The 18,474-nt window shown below is 71.7% G+C and carries 13 protein-coding genes and 2 pseudogenes; 5 read left to right on the top strand and 10 right to left on the bottom strand.

Going from position 1 to position 18,474, the window contains the following annotated elements; translation table 11 throughout:
* Positions 1–1,200 (bottom strand): caspase family protein (locus VQ02_RS28685; RefSeq protein ID WP_048447660.1); only part of this gene is annotated, 1,200 nt, incomplete at its 3' end.
* 271 nt (positions 1,201–1,471) lie between these two features.
* Here VQ02_RS28685 and VQ02_RS28690 point away from each other — a divergent pair.
* Positions 1,472–2,722 carry a NupC/NupG family nucleoside CNT transporter gene (locus VQ02_RS28690; protein ID WP_048447661.1) on the top strand — a complete coding sequence of 417 codons (1,251 nt, stop codon included), beginning with the start codon at positions 1,472–1,474 and terminating at the stop codon, positions 2,720–2,722.
* Here the strand turns inward: VQ02_RS28690 and acmB are convergent.
* Positions 2,709–3,893, bottom strand: coding sequence for a methyl acetate hydrolase AcmB (gene acmB / locus VQ02_RS28695; RefSeq protein ID WP_053080591.1), 1,185 nt, complete (start codon positions 3,891–3,893; stop codon positions 2,709–2,711). The genes VQ02_RS28690 and acmB overlap by 14 nt on opposite strands.
* Before the next feature lie 523 nt (positions 3,894–4,416).
* Between acmB and VQ02_RS28700 the strand changes: the two genes are divergently transcribed.
* The gene (locus VQ02_RS28700; RefSeq protein WP_048447662.1) at positions 4,417–5,640 is read left to right on the top strand and encodes an oxalate decarboxylase family bicupin; all 1,224 of its coding nucleotides are present in this window, start codon (positions 4,417–4,419) and stop codon (positions 5,638–5,640) included.
* 144 nt (positions 5,641–5,784) lie between these two features.
* Here the strand turns inward: VQ02_RS28700 and VQ02_RS28705 are convergent, their stop codons facing one another.
* The 5 genes from VQ02_RS28705 to VQ02_RS28725 all read right to left on the bottom strand — a co-directional run bounded on the left by VQ02_RS28705 (position 5,785) and on the right by VQ02_RS28725 (position 11,919).
* Positions 5,785–6,390: a GNAT family N-acetyltransferase gene (locus VQ02_RS28705; RefSeq protein WP_048447663.1), complete on the bottom strand. Its 606-nt coding sequence runs from the start codon at positions 6,388–6,390 to the stop codon at positions 5,785–5,787.
* Positions 6,390–8,735 carry an Orn/Lys/Arg family decarboxylase gene (locus VQ02_RS28710; RefSeq protein ID WP_048447664.1) on the bottom strand — a complete coding sequence of 782 codons (2,346 nt, stop codon included), beginning with the start codon at positions 8,733–8,735 and terminating at the stop codon, positions 6,390–6,392. The genes VQ02_RS28705 and VQ02_RS28710 overlap by 1 nt, the downstream gene beginning before the upstream one ends.
* An 87-nt stretch (positions 8,736–8,822) precedes the next feature.
* A complete protein-coding gene (locus VQ02_RS28715) occupies positions 8,823–9,437 on the bottom strand; it encodes a GDSL-type esterase/lipase family protein (RefSeq protein ID WP_048447672.1) in 615 nt (204 codons plus the stop codon).
* A gap of 126 nt (positions 9,438–9,563) precedes the next feature.
* Positions 9,564–10,559, bottom strand: coding sequence for a hypothetical protein (locus VQ02_RS28720; protein ID WP_048447665.1), 996 nt, complete (start codon positions 10,557–10,559; stop codon positions 9,564–9,566).
* Entirely contained in the window at positions 10,546–11,919 is a 1,374-nt protein-coding gene (locus VQ02_RS28725; protein ID WP_048447666.1) for an MBOAT family O-acyltransferase, read from the bottom strand. The genes VQ02_RS28720 and VQ02_RS28725 overlap by 14 nt, the downstream gene beginning before the upstream one ends.
* Positions 11,920–12,287: 368 nt before the next feature.
* Here VQ02_RS28725 and VQ02_RS28730 point away from each other — a divergent pair, with 368 nt between their 5' ends.
* Positions 12,288–12,791 (top strand): Ros/MucR family transcriptional regulator, encoded by a 504-nt coding sequence (locus VQ02_RS28730; RefSeq protein WP_048447667.1) that lies wholly within the window; start codon positions 12,288–12,290, stop codon positions 12,789–12,791.
* A gap of 677 nt (positions 12,792–13,468) precedes the next feature.
* On the opposite strand, the gene VQ02_RS28735 is transcribed toward VQ02_RS28730, so the two are convergent.
* Both VQ02_RS28735 and VQ02_RS28740 read right to left on the bottom strand, forming a co-directional pair.
* Positions 13,469–14,482, bottom strand: a complete 1,014-nt coding sequence (locus VQ02_RS28735; RefSeq protein WP_048447668.1) for a helix-turn-helix domain-containing protein — start codon at positions 14,480–14,482, stop codon at positions 13,469–13,471.
* Between the two features lie 16 nt (positions 14,483–14,498).
* A complete protein-coding gene (locus VQ02_RS28740) occupies positions 14,499–15,785 on the bottom strand; it encodes an MFS transporter (RefSeq protein ID WP_053080592.1) in 1,287 nt (428 codons plus the stop codon).
* A 350-nt stretch (positions 15,786–16,135) separates the two neighbouring features.
* On the opposite strand from VQ02_RS28740, the gene speB reads away from it, so the two are divergent.
* Positions 16,136–17,173: an agmatinase gene (gene speB, locus VQ02_RS28745; RefSeq protein ID WP_048447670.1), complete on the top strand. Its 1,038-nt coding sequence runs from the start codon at positions 16,136–16,138 to the stop codon at positions 17,171–17,173.
* A 301-nt stretch (positions 17,174–17,474) separates the two neighbouring features.
* On the opposite strand, the pseudogene VQ02_RS28750 reads toward speB, so the two are convergent.
* Positions 17,475–18,275: pseudogene (locus VQ02_RS28750) on the bottom strand (SMP-30/gluconolactonase/LRE family protein); the annotation flags it as partial.
* Here VQ02_RS28750 and VQ02_RS36280 point away from each other — a divergent pair.
* Positions 18,268–18,474 (top strand): annotated as a pseudogene (locus tag VQ02_RS36280) (SMP-30/gluconolactonase/LRE family protein); the annotation flags it as partial. The pseudogenes VQ02_RS28750 and VQ02_RS36280 sit on opposite strands and share 8 nt — an antisense overlap.

The following is an 18,474-nucleotide window of genomic DNA, read 5'->3' on the forward strand; positions in this document are numbered from 1 at the left end:
GGGCGGCAGGCCGTAGGCCGGATCGTCGAGGACGAGCGCCGGTCGCTCGACGTAGACCACCTCCTCGGGCGGGGGCGGCGGCACGTCGTAGGCGAGCATCCGGTAGTCCGGCGGCGGCTCGAAGGCGGCGGCGAGCGCCGACAGGCGCCGGCGGGCGTCCCAGGCATGGGGGCCTCGCGGATAGCGGGCGAGGTAGGACCAGTAGGCCTCCGGCGTGTTGGCGAGTGCGCTGCGCCGCCAGGTCAGGGCCTCGCGCCGCGCCGCGATGATCGCCCGCACGCGCTTCGCCAGCGGGTCGCGCGGATAGGCGGCGACGAACTCCTCGTAGGCCGGCAGGGTGTCGCGGCCGAGGCAGGCGGCGTAGGCCTCCCGGGCCCCGATCTCGCCGAGCGGCTTGGCCGGCGGCGCGAATCCGGCGAGCGACGGCGCCCCGGCCTCGCGCTCCAGGAAGACGAACGGCGCCTCGATGCGCGAGGCGCTCCACGGCACCGCGGCGCCGCGGGTGGCTTCCGCCACCCGTAAGCGGACCCGCTCGAATAGGGCGGCAGGGGAAAGGCCGCCCTCGCGGATCATCTCGACGAGCGCCAGGGCGTAGGCGCCGTAGGGGCCGGTCTCGACCGGGCCGACCGTGCCCGGGGCGGCGTTGGTGGCGATCAGGCTGCCGGGCTCCGCCTCGACCAGGGGCAGGCCGCCGGCGAGCGGAGCGCCCTTTGGCCGGAACGGCGAGGGCCGCGCCGCGTCCAGCACCACGAACCGGGCCTTGAGCGGCAGGGCGGCGAGGCGCTTGACGTAGTCCGAGACCCGCAGGGCCTGGAGCGGCACGTCGGAAGCGGCCTCGATCCGGGCGTCGACGGGCGCGAAGTACGCCTCGTTCTCGAGCTGCAGGCCGTAGCCGGCGAGGTACAGGAAGGCGACCGCGTCCGGTCCCGCCGCCGCGGCCTTGTCGGTGAAGTCGCGCAGGGCGCGGCGCAGGGCATCCTCGTCGAGGTCGCGGGCACCGACGACGTCGAACCCGGCCGCCTGCAGCGTCTGGGCGACGAGCCCGGCATCGTTGGCCGCGGTCGGGAGCGCCCCGCCCGGGTAGGCGCCGTTGCCGACCACGAGGGCGACGCGCCGCTCGGCCGCGACGGAGGGGACGGCACTGACGAGGAGACCCGCCAGCGCCGCGAGGGCGAGGACGACGTGTCGGAGCGGCGGCATGGCGTTGCCTCCCGTTTCGGTGATGATCCGCGGCGTCGAACCCGCGCGACGGTTCGATGCGAGATCGCCTGTCTTCGAGGCCGGACCAAGGCGTGGCCTCACCACGAACCTCCGCGCTTGAACGCGGACTGAATGGTGCGGCATCAGCCTTGCTGGCGAGTGGTGTGCCCGGTTGCGCGCCGCTCGCGCTTCGCGAGCGCGCCGCGTCACCTGCGGTGAGCCTGCTTCGACGTCGTCGGGGACGGCCCAGGGTGCCGAAGAGGGAGCCTGAATGCCGGAACGAGTGATCCACGCCGCCGCCAGCATCTTGCTGCTCATCGCGGTCGCGGTGCTGTTCTCCACCAACCGGCGGGCGATCCGCCCGCGGGTGGTGCTGTCGGCGCTCGCCGTGCAGGTGGCCGTCGGTGCCCTGGTGCTGTTCTGGCCCGCCGGGAGCGCGGCCCTGTCCGGCCTCGCCGACGCGGTGCAGGCGGTCCTCTCCTACGGCGACAGGGGCGTGGCGTTCCTGTTCGGCGGCCTCGTCGAGCCGAAGATGTTCGAGCTGTTCGGCGGCAGCGGCTTCGTGCTGGCGCTCCGGGTGCTGCCGCAGATCATCTACGTCTCGGCCCTGATCGCGGTGATGTACCATTTCGGCCTGATGCAGGCCCTCGCCCGGGGCCTCGGGGCGGCGCTCCAGCGGGTGCTCGGCACGTCGCGCATCGAGACCTTCTCGGCGGTCATCACGATCTTCATCGGGCAGAGCGAGATCGCCGTGGCGCTCAGGCCGTTCCTGGCGCTGCTCACCGGCGCCGAGCTCTTTGCCGTGATGACGAGCGGGGCGGCCTCCACCGCGGGCTCGATCCTCGCCGGCTACGCGGCGCTCGGGGTGCCGATGCCCTACCTGATCGCCGCCTCGTTCATGGCGATTCCCGGCGGGCTCCTCTACGCAAAGATCCTGGTGCCCTCGACCGAGCCGAGCCGGGTCAAGACGATGCGGGTCGAGTTCGGCGAGACCCGCGCCGTCAACGTGATCGAGGCCGCCGCCGACGGCACCCAGAAGGGCCTCGCCGTCGCCGTCGCGGTCGGTGCCATGCTGATCGCCTTCGTCGGCCTGATCGCGCTGGCGAACGGGATCGTGGGGTTGGCGGGCGGCCTCGTCGGCGCGCCCGGCGCCTCGATCGAGGGCCTGCTCGGTGTCGCCCTGGCGCCCCTCGCCTGGCTCCTCGGCGTGCCGTGGGAGCAGGCGACGCTCGTCGGCGGCGCCATCGGCCAGAAGCTCGCCTTCAACGAGTTCCTGGCCTACGCCAACCTCTCGCCGGTGCTGAAGAGCGGCGAGCTCGGGCCCCGCAGCACCGCGATCCTGTGCTTCGCCCTGTGCGGCTTCGCCAACCTGTCGTCTATCGCGATCCAGCTCGCGAGCTTCGGCAGCCTCGTGCCCGAGCGCCGGGCCGAGGTCGCGGCGTTCGGCCTGCGGGCGATCCTCGCCGGCACCCTGTCGAACCTGACGAGCGCCGCGATCGCCGGCGTGTTCATCGGGGCGTGAGGCTCCGATACACGGCGGTCTCGAAAGCCTCGAAATTCGCCAATGCGGCCGGATCGGCGAAGGGGAAGAGCTGCGTGCCCCAGAACCCGCCGATCCCGGCTGTCCGGTCGATCCAGAAGTACAGGTTGGCGAGCCCCGCCCAGGCCAGCGAGCCGGCGGAGCGCCCGGTCGGCGCCGCCTCGTCGTTGATCATGAAGCTCAGGGACCAGGATTTCGGCATCCCGGGGAAGAACTCGGCGTCGTGCGAGAGGTGGCGCTTCACCCCCGGCAGGGTACGGATCTTGAGCGTCGGCCCGAGGCCGTTCGTCGCCGCCATCGCGACGGTCTCGGGTCGCAGCAACGGCCCGTTCGGGCCGGCGCCGTCGTTGAGCCACATCCGGATGAAGCGCAGGTAGTCCTCGGCGGTGGAGTAGAGCCCGTGGCCGCCCATCTCGACCTCCGGCTCCTGCGGCAGCTCGAAGCCGGCGATGACCTTGAGCGCGCCGTCCTCGCCGCGCTGATGCATCCGGGCGAGGCGGGTCCGCATCGCGGGCGTCAGCACGAAGCCGGTGCTGTCCATGCCGAGGGCCGAGAAGATCCGCTCCCGCATCACGGCCCCGAGGCGCTGTCCCGTGACCGCCTCGACGACCTGGCCGGCCCAGTCGATGTTGCTGCCGTACTCCCAGGATTCCCCGGGATCGAACAGCAGCGGGGTCATCAGCGAGGCGCGGGTGCCGCTCGTCACGCTCGGCCGCTTGTTCTCGCGCATCAGCCGGGCGTACGATTCGTTGAAGATGTCGTAGCCGAAGCCGGCCGTGTGCAGGAGCAGCATCCGGGTGGTGACCGGGCGCGCCGGCGGGCGCAGGCGCAGGGAGCCGTCCTCGGAGAAGCCCTCGAGCACCTGGACCTCGCCGAGGGCCGGCACGTAGCTGCTGGCCGGGGCGTCGAGGTCGAGAAGGCCCTCCTCGGCGAGCTGCAGCACGGCGGTGGCGGTCACGGCCTTGGTGGTGGAGAAGATCGCCAGGACCGTGTCGGTGGTCATCGGCGCGTCCTCGCCCCGCTGCCCGGCGGCGCCGGCGTAGAGCGTGCGCTCGCGGTCGGTCGCCATCGCGACCACGCCGGGGAGGTGCGGGCCCTCCGCCACCCCGCGCCGCAAGAGTGCGTCGGCCGTGGCCTTGAGATCGTCGCCCATCGCGTCCTCCCGGCCCCCAAGGCCGATGTCTGGTTGGCAGGCAGCGTAGAGCATTTCCCGACGAAGGTGATACCGGTTCGCCGCGGAAAATGCGGCAAAATCAAAGATCTAGAGCACTGCCCGATTGCAGCACAACGGGACACGACAGCGACCGGAACCTGCCGGACCAACAGTCCAGCCAAGCTCTTCACCCTGTCCCGGATCTCTTTCCGCTGACGCTTCAGTCGTTCGGGAGAGGGGCAAGAGCCTGACGAGGAACGTTTCGCAACGTTGGGCCTGCGGCGGCGTCGATCAACCTTTCGCGAGCGTCGCCGGGGCGTTCCGCCGATTTCTCCCGGATCAACCGGCATCTGTCTCGCCCCCACGAAGCAGAGGCCGGTTTTCATCCAGTCCAGCGCGCCGCAAGCTGCCGATGCGCGGCGGCAGGCAGGATCGACCGCGAGGAACCCGCCCCTGCGCGCGGCATTGTCGGGCGCCATGCGGGGTCGTGCGTTCTTGCCCCCGCCAGAGGTGGAGACCGCCCGTGACGCTCATCTCCCGCCGTGACACGCTGGCCGCCGCGGCGGCCGGCTTGGTCGGCACCGCCGCCCATGCGCAGACGCCCCCGTCCCCCGGGCCCGCGCCGGTTCGCGGCAAGGACGGTGCGGACATCCTCGGGCCCCGCAACCCGGCCCGGCAGGCGCAGGAGCCCTTCACCACGGCCCCGCCCAGAACCGACCACGGCACGATGCCGAACCTCAAGTGGTCGTTCACCGACAGCCACATGCGGCTGGAGGAGGGCGGCTGGGCCCGGCAGACCACCACGCGCGAGCTGCCAGTCTCGACGGCCATGGCCGGCGTCAACATGCGCCTGAAGGCCGGCGTCGCCCGGGAGATGCACTGGCACAAGGAGGCCGAGTGGTCCTACATGCTGAAGGGCCGCGCCCGCATCACCGCCGTCGACCAGGCCGGCCGCACCTTCGTGGACGACGTGGGCGAGGGCGACCTCTGGTACTTCCCGTCCGGCATCCCGCACTCGATCCAGGGCTTGGAGAGCGAGGTCGACGGTTGCGAGTTCCTGCTCGTCTTCGACGACGGGCACTTCTCCGAAGACTCGACCTTCCTGATCACCGACTGGCTCGCCCACACGCCGCGCGACGTGCTGGCCAAGAACTTCGGCGTGCCCGAATCGGCGCTCGCCCGGCTGCCCGAGAAGGAGAAGTACATCTTTCCCGCGCCGATGCCGGGCCCGCTCGCCGGCGACCGCACCGGCGGCGCCGGACCGGTGCCGGAGAGCTTCAGCCACCGGATGCTGGCGCAGCAGCCGACCGCGACGCGGGGCGGCACCGTCCGGATCACCGATTCCACGATCTTTCCCGCCTCAAAGACCATCGCGGCGGCACTCGTTGAGCTGGAGCCCGGAGCGTTGCGCGAGCTGCACTGGCACCCCAACGGCGACGAGTGGCAGTACTACCTCTCGGGGCAAGGCCGGATGACGGTGTTCGGCTCGGAATCGAAGGCCCGCACCTTCGACTACCAGGCCGGCGACGTCGGCTACGTGCCGTTCGCGATGGGGCACTACATCGAGAACACCGGCATGACGCCCCTGCGCTTCCTCGAGCTCTTCCGCAGCCCGGTCTATGCCGACGTGTCGCTGAACCAGTGGATGACGCTGACCCCGCACGCCCTGGTGCGGGCGCATCTCGACATCGACGAGTCGGTTCTGGCGGGATTGCCGGGGGGCAAGACACCGGTGGTACCGGGGTGAGCGCTTTGCAGGCTTACCATTGCCGATCAACCTGCAGAGGAATTGAAGTCCATAGGGTCATTCCGAGCTCCGCTGCGCGGCCCCGGAATGACGATGGAGATCCGATGTTCCCGTCGAGCGATCGATGGGAGCCGACCAATCCCCTCACGCCATCGGCAGCGGCGCCCGTGCCTCCTGCGCCACCGCCTCCTGGCGCCAGGTCGACGGCTGGTCCGACGCTCCGGTGCCGAGCGGACACTGCACCATCACGCTGTCTGCCCAGCGGCCGTGGCGGTAGGCCACCGCCGGCAGGTGGCCGACGCGGGTGAAGCCGCAGGCCTCGTGCAGGCGCAAGGACGCCTCGTTCTCGGCGTCGATGTAGCCGATCATCTGGCGGTAGCCGCCGGCGGCGCAGGCCTCGATCAGGGCCGGCAGCAGGCGTCGGCCGATGCCGGCGTGGAGGTGGCCGGCATGAACGTAGATCGAGTGCTTGAGGGTGTAGCGGTAGGCCGGGCGCTTGCGGAACGGCACCGCGTAGGCGTAGCCCGCCACCACGCCGTGGCGCTCGGCCACGAGGTGGGGCAGGCGCTTCGAGCGCATGTTCTTGCGCCGGCGCTTGAGGTCGTCCGGCCGGAGCCGGTCCTCCTCGAAGTCGCCGGTGTCGCCCACCCCGTGGCGGATGTGGTGCTCGTAGATCTCGATCATCGCCGCCACGTCCGCATCCGTGGACGGGCGGATCACGATCCCGGGCTGCGCGGCCACCGACTCCATCAGCGCCCCTCCCGCAGCACGTAGGTGTAGAAGCGGATGCGCCCGTCCGGCTCGACTTGGCGGTAGACGCCCTGGATCTCGGCCTCGAAACCGGGAAACAGGTTGGCGGCGGCCTCGAACATCTTGAAGTAGTCGAGCATGGGCTTGGCCCGCTCGTCGAGCCGCTCGCCCGGCAGGACCGTGCCGATGCCGGGCGGGTAGACCAGCATCAGCGTCGTGGCGACCCGCCCCTCGGCCTCGGCGATCGGCACGAAGTCGACGTTGTTGCGGGTGAGCATCTGCGCGGCGGCCTTCGGCGGCATCACCATCTCGGGCAGGTGCTCGGGGGCGAACTGCTTGCGCTGCAGGCCCGAGGTGCCGGATTGCCGGTGGAAGGTGTGGTAGTCGGCGCAGAGGTCGCGCAGGCGCACCCCGCCGTAGCGCTGCGGCCGGCGCCGGACGAACTCGGGCATCGCCTCCTCGAGCAGCACGTTGTCGTCGTGCAGGCGCTTGAAGGCGACCAACCCTGAGATCAGCGTGCCGGCCTTCGAGGACTCGACGCCCGGCGTCAGCAGGAAGAGCAGCGAGTTGAGGTCGTTCTTCTCCGGGACGATGCGGTTCTCGCGCAGGTACTGGGCGACGATCGGAGCCGGCACGCCGTGCTCGGTGTACTCGCCGGTCCGCCGGTCGAAGCCGGGGGTGAGCACCGTGAGCTTGTTCGGATCCGTCATGGCGTAGCCGGGCGCCACGTGGGTGAAGCCGTGCCAGCCCGCACCCGGCTTCAGCTCCCAGTGCCGCGGGTCCGAGGCGAGCTCGTCGGTCGGCAGGCTCTCCCACGCCACCTCGGCGCCGCCCGCTCCCGTCGCCAGGTCGGGCACGAAGGGGTCGAAGAACCAGCGCCGCTTCGGGTCGCGCTCGTTCTCCTCGAACTCCTTGCGGATCGCCCGCACCTTCTTGCGCCACTCGATGCCGAGCCGGATCGTGTCGTCCCACAGGATCATGCCGGAGCGCCCCTTCATCATCTGGGCGCCGACGTCGAGGGAGGCGAAGAGGGGGTAGAACGGCGAGGTCGAGGCGTGGACGAGGAAGCTCTCGTTGAGGCGCCGGTGCTCCACCCGCCTTGTCTGTCCGCGGATGTGGCCGTCCTTGGTGTGGATCTGCGACGCCTGGGAGAAGCTCGCGAGCTGCTTGTGGGTCGATTGCGTCGCGATGATGCCGGGCGAGGTCTCGTCGAGCCCGGTCAGCCCCATGGCGTAGCGGCCCTGGAACAGGGGATGGAACTTCATGAAGCCGGCCCAAGCCTCGTCGAACAGGATGTAGTCGCAGAGGTGTCCGATCTTCGCGACGATCTCGCGGGCGTCGTAGATCGTGCCGTCATAGGTGCACTGCTCGATCACCGCGACGCGGAACGGGCGCTCCCGGCGCCACGCCTCGCGGTCCTTGACGAGCGGGTTGTCGCGGATCTTCTGGCGGATCTTCGCTTCGTCCAGCGCCTCGTGGAAGATCGGGCCGATCAGCCCGTAGGCGTTGCGGTCGGTCTCCAGGAAGATCGGGATGCCGCCGCCGAGGAACAGCGCGCCGTGATGCGCCGCCTTGTGGTTGTTGCGGTCGAACAGCACCAGGTCGTCCTCGGCGACGAGCGAGGACAGGACGATCTTGTTCGAGGCCGAGGTGCCGTTCAGCACGAAGTAGGTTTTTTCTGCCCCGAAGATCTGGGCCGCCTCCTTCTGCGCCTTGAGGGCGGGGCCCTCGTGGGTCAGGAGGTCGCCGAGGTCGAGGACCGAGTTGTCGAGGTCATCGCGAAAGATCGCCTCGCCGAGATGCTCGACGAAGATGCGGCCGATCGGCGAGCGGTTGTAGAAGATGCCGCCGTTGTGGCCCGGGCAGGTCCAGAGCTGGTTGCCTTTCTCGGCGTAGTCGACGAGCGCGCCGAAGAACGGGGTCTTCAGGGTCTCGGCGTACTGCGTCACGCGGCTGACGAGGCCGCGGGCGATGAATTCCGGCGTCTCCTCGGCGAGGAAGATGTAGCCGTCGATGAAGTCGAGCAGCTCGACCGGGATGTCCTCCAGGCGCTTGCGCCGGACCATGATGACGATCGGCATCTCGAGGCCGCGCTTGCGCATCATGTCGATGAGCGCCGCCGCCTTGCCGTCGAGGCCGCGCTTGCCCCAGTCCACCACCAGGCAGCCGACCGCCGCGTCGGTCTGGACCGCGATCGCCGCGTCCTCGACCCGCCGCGCCCGCACCACCTCGAAGCCGCGCCCCTCGACCGCCGCGACGATCTGGTTGACGCGGGCGCCCTCCAGGTCGTCCGGGTCGAAGGCCGGCGTGCACATCAGCACGGTGAAGCGGCGGTGGAAGTCCATCGGGCGGGGCTCCTGCGTCTCGGATCGGGCCTGCGTGTCCGCTGCTGTCATGACGGTCCGATGACAGTCGCGGGCGAGGCGCGGAATTCACGCACCCCGCACGAGCGCCGCGAGGGCGCCGCTCAGGGCGGCGTAGCCGCAGGCGTTGAGGTGGAGCCGGTCGGCCTCGAGACCAGCGGCGTGGTCTGGCCCGAGGGCGGCGTCGCAGTCGAGGAGGAGCAAGGCCTCGCGGTCCGCCAGGTCGGCGAGGGCGGCGTTGAGGGCGAGGCGGTCGGCCTCGCTGCGCCCCGGCGGGCTCTCGCGCCACGGCACCGTGGCCAGCACGATCACCGGCGGCGCCCAGGCGGCCCGCAGTGCCGCCAGCAGGGCGGCGAGGCCGGCGATGACGCGCGTCTCGCCGTCGCCGTCCGCGAAGCTGTTGGTGCCGACCATCGTCACGGCGAGGCGGGGCCTGATGGCGAACGCCGCCAGCGCGGCGAGGCGCCAGCGGGTGGTCTGCACCCGGTCGCCGGGCAGGCCGAGATTGAGCGTGGGGCAGCCGGTCGCTGCCTCGAGGTCCGGCCCGGGCCAGCCGGCGGCGAGCGAATCGCCGAGGATTACCGCCTCGGGCGCCGGCCCGCCGGCGAGCCGTGCCAGCAGGGCACGGTGGCGCCGCAGGCCCGAGGCCTTCGCCGGCGGGGCAGGGGGGCGGGGGGCGCTCACCGGGCGTTCGCTTCGGGCCGCACGATCGTCAATCTCCATCGGCACCCCGGACTCCCATCTTCGGCGAGCCTCGGGATGAGCCTGTGAACTGTAAAAGGCGGGCGCGTCGCGACTGGCCCGCGAGCCTCAACGGTTGGTCACGGCGGCGCCTGGCCCACGTAATCCCAGCCGCGCCAGCACCTGACGGCCGATCACCGGCGTGTAGTGCAGGTTGTCGAGCCAAGCCTCGGTCGAGCCGGCGGCGGGATCGAACGGATACGGCGTCCCGAGGCCCGTGAGGTCGAGGACCGGCCGGCCGTGGGCGGCCCCGAGGCGGATCACCGCCTCGCGCCACCGGAGGAAGTCGTCGGTGAGGCCGAGATCCGCGAGCACCCGTCGCTGCGCGTCGCTCACCGGCGAGAGGTAGACCGCGAGGTCGATGCCGGAGAGCCGATCGAGGGCGAGGGCGAGGCCGTCCAGGGTCTCGGGCCGGAACGGCGCGGTGGTGCGCCGGCGGGTGGCGTCGTTCTCGAGGGTCAGCGCCGCGGGCAGGGGCGGGGTCTGGCGGAAGCCCGCGCGGGTCCAGGCGCCCGGGTCCTCGTTCCCTGCCACCGCCGCGAGCCGGCTGTCCTCCAGGGCGTAGCGGCCGAGAATGCTGCCCATCAGCGCCGCGAGCCGCCCGCTCGGGGTGGCGAGCGCCTCGTCGAGATGCACCGGCACGCTCGGGCGCGAGAACATGTAGTAGTCGAGCCCGATGGTTGCCCGCGCCGGGGCCCGCGCTGCCACCACGGCGGCGATCACCGGCAACTCCGTCGCGATCAGCGCCGAGATGCCGGCGTTGAACACGTGGCCCGGCGCCACCGCCTCGACGTCGTCCGGGTCGAGGCCGTGATAGACCGTCGAGCTGCCGATGAGCGCGAGGTCGTAGGAGCGCGTCAGCGCCTGCAGCACCTTGGCCCGGCGGGTCTGGCGATCGAGCAGGCGGCTGTTGCCGCCGGTCTCCGCGCGCCAGGGCGGGTTGGCGCGGAAGATCCAGTAGGCGTCGAACCAGATCACCCGCCCGGCCACGACGGCGACGAGGAGCGCCAGCATCGCCCCGGTCAGGACCAGGTAGCGGCGGGCCAGGGCCTCAGAAGCGCGCATAGATGAAAGCCTGGTTGGCGTCGTTGCCGACCTGGAGCAGGACCAGGGCCAGCACCGCGGCCGTCGCGGCGGCGGCCCAGCTCCGCGGGACGACGGCCTCGACCGCCTCGCGGGCGGTCGGCCCGAGGATCGCCAGGGCCGCGGCGCCGGCCGCCAGCGGCCAGAACCAGGCCGTACCGCCCATCGTCTCGCCGCCGAGGCCGGCGAGGCCGCGATAGACCGAGAGCGCGGTACCGAAATCCGGCGCCCGGAACAGCACCCAGGCGAGGCAGACGAAGGCGAGCGTCGCGATGAAGCCGCAGAGGTCCGGAATCGCGAGGCCGGCGCGGCGCCACAGGACGTGCAGGCCGAGCGCGACCCCGTGCGCCGCGCCCCAGGCCACGAAGGTGAGGCCCGCCCCGTGCCACAGCCCGCCGAGCGTCATGGTGGCGAGGAGCGCGAGCAGCTGCACGGCCAGACCGTGCCGGCTGCCGCCGAACGGGATGTAGAGGTAGTCGCGCAGGAAGGACGACAGGGTGATGTGCCAGCGCCGCCAGAAGTCCTGGATCGAGACCGCCCGGTACGGCGCCCGGAAGTTGTCGGGCAGGCTGATGCCGAACAGCAGCGCGAGGCCGAGCGCCATGTCGGTGTAGCCCGAGAAGTCGAAGTAGAGCTGGAGGGCGTAGCCGACCGTCGCCTGCGCCGCCGCCGCGAAGTCCGGTTGCCCGCCCGCCGCCGCGGCGGCCCAGACCGGGTCGACGAAGGTGCCGAGCCCGTCGCCGAGAAACACCTTCTTGGCGAGGCCCGCGGTCAGCAGCATCACGCCGCGGGCGGCGCGATCGTCCGAGGCGGGTTCGGGCGCGCGCAGCTGCCCCACCAGCTCGGACGGGCGCACCAGAGGCCCGGCGATCACCCGGGGGAAGAACGCGACGTAGATGGCGTACTCGGAGAGCGTCATCCGCTCCGCCGTGCCGCGCCGCAGATCGACCAGGTAGGCGATGTGCTGGAAGGTGAAGAACGAGATGCCCAGCGGCAGCGCCAGCGACACGAGCGGCGGCGCGGCGCCGGTAAAAAGGTCGGCGAGCCCGGCGAAGAACCCGAGATACTTGAACAGGCCGAGCAGCCCGAGGTCGAGGACGATGGCTCCGGTCAGTACGGCCCCGCGCCCGCTGCGGTGCCAGGCTTCCCCGGCGAGCCAGTTGAGCGCGACGGAGCCGGCGAGGAGCGGCACGAAGCGAAGGTCCCACCAGCCGTAGAAGGCGAAGGACAGGACCGCGAGCCAGGCGACGCGCCAGCGCGGCCGCCGGGCGACGCAGAGGGCGTGCAGCCCGAGCGCCACCGGCAGGAACAGAAGCAGGAACGGCAGGGAGTTGAAGGGCATGGGCGGCACTCGCCGATCGTCAGCCGGCGTTAGAGGAAGTCCGGTGCCGGGGAAAGGCCGGCAGTCCGGGCCCAGGCAGCCAGAACCGCGCCGGTGACCCTGCAGCACCCGAGCATCCCGCGCCCCGGCGGCCTCGCCGGGTCGTCTGGCCAGAGTTGGTTGCCAGTAGCCCTGACCGCGCGCAAGGCTCGCGTGAGTCTCCAGACCTCATGGACCACCTCCGTGCGCCGCGAAGGATGCCCGATTATCCAAAGCATCTGTGGGAAAATCAGGGTCGAATATCTCAAGATGGGTTGAAACCGGGACGCAATGACCGATATCGCGTCTATGCCCGTGGAAGCGGGTGCGTAAAATTAGGACGATTATCCGTGTCGCAAGAAAATCTGGTCCAGGAGGTCGATTTCGTCGCCCTCGCCGCCGACGTCGTATCGGCCTACGTGGCCAACAACTCCGTTCCGGCCGCCGACCTGGCCGGCCTGATCGGCACCGTGCACAGCGCCTTCGTCTCCCTCGGCCGGCCGGCCGCCGCCGAGCCGGAGAAGCTGACGCCGCTGATGCCGATCAAGAAGACGGTGACCCCGGACTACCTGATCAGCCTCGAGGACGGCCGGCAGTACAAGTCGCTGAAGCGCCACCTCTCGACCCGCGGGCTCACCCCCGAGGAGTACCGGCGCAAGTGGGGCCTGCCGCATGACTATCCGATGGTCGCGGCCAACTACGCCGCCCAGCGCTCCGAGCTCGCCAAGAGCATCGGCCTCGGCCGGGGCCGCAACGTCGCCGCGGCGGCCAAGCGCGCCGCGTCCGACGCGGTCGTGAAGGCGCCGGTCGCCGAGGCGAAGCCGGCCGCGCGCGGTCGCAAGCGCAGCGCCTGACACGCGATCCGGACGATCGCTTCCGGCGGACGATCGTCCGGCAGCGAATGGACGCGCGACGCGGCATGCTCCGCCCGATGAGATTGGCCTCGCCGCTCATCGGGCTCGTGGCGGGCGTCACGCCCCAGCCGACGCGGTCTGGTCGTCGGCTGGCTACACCAGCGAGAAGCCGGCCTGGGGCAGGGGCCCTTCCTTGCAGTACCGCTCCGGGATGCCTTCTGAGCGCTGACCTTGAGCAGGGCCTTGTCGACTGATGTCGTTGGGGCAGCTTGCTTTGCAATAATATTCAAGATTTCATCTATCGCATTAGTGTTGAATGGAAGTTTTATTCATATGATTAATTAATGACGGTGTTGATGTCATTTCATTATTGCGCGTTATTGTGCCTTATTTTGGCTCTTTCTGAATTTCGAACCGGTCGCACAGAGTGTCGTTGCTGCGTTGATCCCCTGCACCATTCATTCTGTTCGCCGGACAACGCGACGACGCTGCAGTGACGCGGCTTGTCTACCTCCAGATGTCCGGAGCGGTGTCCCTGTGTCGTCGTCCCCCGCAGATCTACTGCGGACGTACGGGCGCTGCCATGTCCCCGCGTCCCCGAATCTTGCTCCAGCATGCCGGAGGATCCTTCTCCCCGCGCCGGCTCGGGCGGTGCTGCGACTGCTCAGTCCCTGCACTCAGAGCAGTTCGCCGTGCCAGGCCACCAAGCCGCTCGGCGCGCCTTCGCCGGGGAGCTGGCGCGGACCCCCTGTCGGATTGGACCGGACGCGCAGGCTGCGGCGATACTCACCGGGCGGGACACCGAACGTCCCACGGAACAGGCGGCCGGCATGGCTCGGGGAGGTGAAGCCGGCCACGGCGGCCAGCTCGTCGACCGTGCGATCGTCGCCGGCCCGGGACAGGGCGCGGCGCAGGCGCGCGAGGCGCTGCTGCTGCACGTAGCGCGCCACGCCGCCCGCCGGCTCGAACAGCCGGTAGAGCACGCTGCGCGACACCCCGGCGCCCTCCGCGATCACCGTGGCGGTCAGGCCGCGATCCCCGAGATGCTGCTCGATATAGGCGATCGCCCGGGCGCGGGCGCGCCCGGCGGCGACGGGTGGCGGGGGCAGCATGGAGCGGTCGCGCAGGGAGGCCAAGGTCGCGCCGAGCATGAGGCCGAGCGAATCCGTCGCGGCGCCGGCGAGATCCGGAGTCAGTGCCGCCGCGCGGGCGGCAAGGGAGCGCACGAGGTCGATCAGGAGACCGGCCTCGGGCGGGCCGAGCACCAGGCCGTGCAGGTCGAGGCCGTCCAGCGCCCGCGGGTCGAGGCGGTCGCGGGCGACGGCGGCGGTGACGACGCGCGCCCCGTCGGTCCAGGTGCGCTGGGGCCGTGTGAGGTCGAACAGGGCCAGGCTTCCTGCCTCGATCCGGCGGATAGCGTCGGGGACCTCCAGCATCAGGCTGCCGGAGAGGACGAGGTGGAGGGTGATGTGGTCGAAGCCGTCGCGGGCGACCCGGCGCGGGCTGCGTGCGTGCGCGACGCCGGCCAGGCGGCGGTCGAAGACCAGCATCCGCGGGAGCCGGTGGGCGACGACCTCGGTTCGCAGGGGGCCCGGCAGGCGCTCGACGTCGGCGCCGCCGCTGTAGAGCGCGCGGTAGGCCTCGAAGGCCTCGTCCTCGGTGAGGTCCGGGTTGAGGGTGATCGTGTCCATCGCGCTCGCGCAACCCTCAGCGGACGGCCCGTGCCCTTCGCGTCAGGGTGGCCCGCCTGACGTAGTGCAAGCCCCTCATCAAGGCAATAATTCCCACTGCGTAGGCCATGGCGCTCGTCGCCAGCAGGGCGCGGCCGAGCCCGGCCTCGCCGAAGACGCGGTCCGCCAGCAGACCGACCAGCGGCGGGCCGAGTCCGAACCCCGCCAGGGTGATGCAGGCCATGAACGGCGCGGTGACGCGGCCCCGCAGCGGGCGCGGCGTCATGATCTGCAGGCCCGCCAGCGTCGCGACCGAGCCGATGCCGAGGCCGAAGACCATCGCCGCGAGGGCGACGAGCCCGACGGCGAGGTGGTCCGTCAGGCACGCGGTCGCGGCGAGGGGGAGCGTGCCGATCAGGGCGGCGAGGAGCAGCGTCCCGCCCGGCAGGCGCTCCCGCCCCCGGCCGTCGAGGAGGCGGCCGCCGGTGAACTGGCCGAGCGGCGAGGCCACGGCCACGACGAGGCCGAACAGCACGCCGGCCGATGACAGCGGCAGCTCGAAGCGGCGCACGAGGAGCATCACCGCCCAGGCGTTGGTGGTCTGGACCACCAGGGTGACGGCGGCCCCGCCGAGGGTCAGGGCGGCGTAGCGGCCGGCATGCCGGGCGAGCCAGGGCCCGAGCCGCGCCCGCCCGCCTGCCGGCCGCGGACCGCCGCGACCGGGATCGGTCATGCGCAGGAGCAGGACCGCGAGGACGAGGCTCGGCAGGACGCTCAGCAGGAAGAGCACCCGCCAGGCCGCGACCGGGCTGCCTGCGCCAACCGGGACCGCCGCCGGCAGCAGGGCGAGGAGCCCGCCGCCGAGAACCAGCGCCGTCCCGCGTCCCAGGGTGGCGCCGGCGGTGTAGAGCGAGACCCCGAGCCCGATCTGGTCCCGCGGCTGGCGGGCGGCGATGAGCGCGAGGGCGGCAGGGGTGAGCGCCGCCTGGCCGAGGCCGAGCAGCAGACGGGCGAGGACCAGCTCCCCGAGATCCGTCGCCAAGCCGCAGGCCAGGGAGGCCACGCTCCACACCAGGACGCAGGCGGCGATCAGGCGCGGGCGGTGGACGCGGTCGACCAGAGGACCGGCCAGGAGCGAGCCGGCGGTGTAGGCCGCCACGAAGGCGGTGCCCTGGGCGAGGCCGAGCTCGAAATCGCTCAGGCGCAGATCCGCCTTGATCGCCGGGGCGACCAGCGCGGCGATGAACCGGTCCGCGAAGGCGAGGAAATGCGCGCCGGCCAGGAGCCAGACGCCCGGCCAGGCCGGCGCGAGGGGAAAGCGCACGGGATCGCTCAGGCCATCGCGGCGGGACGGCGGCGGGCGGCGTCGAGGAGGTGTTCGCCCATGCGCGGCGGCCTTTGTCTCGGGAGGCGAGCGGGGGAACGACGGTGGGGAGCGTTCCGGGCTCGGGTCGATCGGTCCCCCGCGGGATGGACCGCGCAGGCATCGATTCCTGGACCGTCCGGGCCCGCCCGGACAACGGGCTTGCCAGCATGGCCGGGCTGCGCTTGAGTCGCGGCCGGGCGGCGCGGGCCGAGGGCACGCCGGACGCGCCGGGGCTCCGCACGGGGCCGACCCCCCGAGTGCCGCGCCCGCGGTGGTTGTGTCGTGGGCCAGACCGTCCCGGAGCGTCCATGGATCAGGCCAAGCTCGCGGCCCTGCGCGCCCGCTACCTCGATGCCACCGGGGGCGACATCGACGATCCGGACTTCGCCCGGGCGGCAGCCCAGCAATTCAGCGAGAGCGACCGGCGCAAGTGGCCCTTCGCCGACCCGGCGACCTTCCTCGGCCTGCCGTTCCGCCCCGAGGCCGCGACCTTGCCCGATCTCGGCGGCCTTGACGTGGCGCTGATCGGCGTGCCGATGGATCTCGGCGTGACCAACCGGGCCGGCGCCCGCCACGGGCCGCGGGCGGTGCGGGCGGTCGAGCGCGTCGGCCCCTACGAGCACGTGCTGCGGATCACGCCGGCGGCGGAGCTGAAGGTCGCGGATATCGGCGACGTGCCGTTCCGCAGCCGCTTCTCCCTCGAGAGCTGCCACGAGGACATCGAGGCGTTCTTCGCCACCGTGGTGAAGGCCGGCGTCGTCCCGCTCGCGGTCGGCGGCGACCACTCGATCAGCCGCGCGACCCTGCGGGCGGTCGGCGCGGAGCGCCCGGTCGGGATGATCCACATCGACGCCCATTGCGACACCGGCGGCGTCTACGAGGGCTCGAAGTTCCACCACGGCGGTCCCTTCCGCCAGGCGGTGCTCGACGGCGTGCTCGACCCCGCGCGCACGATCCAGATCGGCATCCGCGGCGGCGCCGAGTACCTGTGGGAGTTCTCGTACGTCTCGGGCATGACCGTGATCCACGCCGAGGAGGTGCCGCATCTCGGCCTGCCCGCGGTGATCGCCCGCGCCCGGGAGGTCGCGGGCGACGGTCCCACCTACGTCTCCTTCGATGTCGACAGCCTCGACCCCGGCTTCGCCCCCGGCACCGGCACGCCCGAGATGGGTGGGCTCACGCCGCGCGAGGTGCTGGAACTGCTGCGCGGCCTCGCCGGCCTCGACGTGGTCGGCGGCGACGTGGTCGAGGTGGCGCCGCAATACGACCCGACGAGCAACACGGCGCAGTGCGGCGCGCAGGTGCTGTTCGAATTGCTGTGCCTGGTGGCGGCGGGGCGGCGCTAGAGCATCGTGAGGTGGGAGCGGCGCGCGACTGCGCGCCGCCCTCGGCAGGGTTCGCGACGGGACCCTGCGGCGGACCAAAGAATCCAAGCGGGCGAGGCCGCCGCTCGCCCGCGGTGCGCGACAACTGCGGCCGGACTTGCCGGACAGGGGACCGCTCCTCGTCGGCCTTACCCCTTTCCGGGTCCGGAAAGGATAGGAACCGAGGCCTCTCTCGCGTGCAGATCCGCCGATTGCTGCCCAGGCTACAGCCCGCGCGCCGGACTCGCCAGTATCGTCCCAGTGAGTCGCGAGCGGCGAGCCCTCACCCCCCGGCCACTCCCTGCGCATCGACGTAGACCGCGTAGAGGGACTGGCTCGCCGCCATGAACAGCCGGTTGCGGTGGCGGCCGCCGAAGCAGAGGTTGGCGCAGCGCTCGGGCAGCCGGATGCGGCCGATCAGGCGGCCCTCCGGGTTGTAGACCATCACCCCGTCGAGGGCGTCGTCGCCCATGCCCCAGCCGCACCAGAGGTTGCCGTCGGTGTCGCAGCGGAACCCGTCCGGCGTGCCGGGGCCGGCGTCGATGTGGACGCGCTGGTTGGTCAGGCGCGCGCCCGTGACGTCGAAGGCGAGGATGCGGCGGTTCGGCTGCGCGCGCGACTCGACGAGGTAGAGGATCGACTCGTCGGGCGAGAAGCACAGGCCGTTCGGCCCGGCGAGGTCGGTCGCGACGGCCTCGAGCGCGCCGGTCGCCGGATCGAGGCGGTAGACGTTCTGCGGCAGTTCGGGCGCGGCCCGCTCGCCCTCGTAGTTGCCGAGGATGCCGAAGGGCGGGTCGGTGAACCAGACCGCGCCGTCGGAGGCCACCACCACGTCGTTCGGCGAGTTGAGGCGCTTGCCCTCGAAAGCATCGGCCAGCACCGTGACGGCGCCGTCGTACTCGGTGCGCGTCACCCGCCGTCCGCCGTGCTCGCAGGTGACGAGGCGGCCCTGCCGGTCGCGGGTGTTGCCGTTGGCGAAGTTCGACGGCTTGCGGAAGACCGAGACCGCGCCGCTCTCCTCGTCGTAGCGCAGGATGCGGTTGTTCGGGATGTCGCTCCACAGGAGGTAGCGCCCGTCGCCGAACGACGTGGTGGTGGCCTCCGACGGCGCGGTCTGGTTCACCGACCCGCCCTTCGGCATCCTCGGCAACTACGAGGGCGAGCGGGCCGCGCCCGAACTGCCGCAGAACGTCTACCGCCTCGATCCGGCGACCGGCGCGCTCGAGGCCGTCGCGACCGACCTCGCCGGGCCGAACGGCCTGTGCTTCTCGCCCGACGAGTCG

Origin of the sequence: Methylobacterium variabile, assembly GCF_001043975.1 — a bacterium.
Taxonomy (GTDB): Bacteria; Pseudomonadota; Alphaproteobacteria; order Rhizobiales; family Beijerinckiaceae; genus Methylobacterium; species Methylobacterium variabile.

Excerpts from the sequence above, each read along its gene's own strand:
- VQ02_RS28690 (WP_048447661.1), top strand. The coding sequence starts at position 1,472 with ATGCCGGAACGAGTGATCCACGCCGCCGCCAGCATCTTGCTGCTCATC.
- VQ02_RS28710 (WP_048447664.1), bottom strand. The coding sequence starts at position 8,735 with ATGGACTTCCACCGCCGCTTCACCGTGCTGATGTGCACGCCGGCCTTC.
- VQ02_RS28705 (WP_048447663.1), bottom strand. The coding sequence starts at position 6,390 with ATGGAGTCGGTGGCCGCGCAGCCCGGGATCGTGATCCGCCCGTCCACG.
- VQ02_RS28735 (WP_048447668.1), bottom strand. The coding sequence starts at position 14,482 with ATGGACACGATCACCCTCAACCCGGACCTCACCGAGGACGAGGCCTTC.
- speB (WP_048447670.1), top strand. The coding sequence starts at position 16,136 with ATGGATCAGGCCAAGCTCGCGGCCCTGCGCGCCCGCTACCTCGATGCC.
- VQ02_RS28720 (WP_048447665.1), bottom strand. The coding sequence starts at position 10,559 with ATGCGCGCTTCTGAGGCCCTGGCCCGCCGCTACCTGGTCCTGACCGGG.
- acmB (WP_053080591.1), bottom strand. The coding sequence starts at position 3,893 with ATGGGCGACGATCTCAAGGCCACGGCCGACGCACTCTTGCGGCGCGGG.
- VQ02_RS28725 (WP_048447666.1), bottom strand. The coding sequence starts at position 11,919 with ATGCCCTTCAACTCCCTGCCGTTCCTGCTTCTGTTCCTGCCGGTGGCG.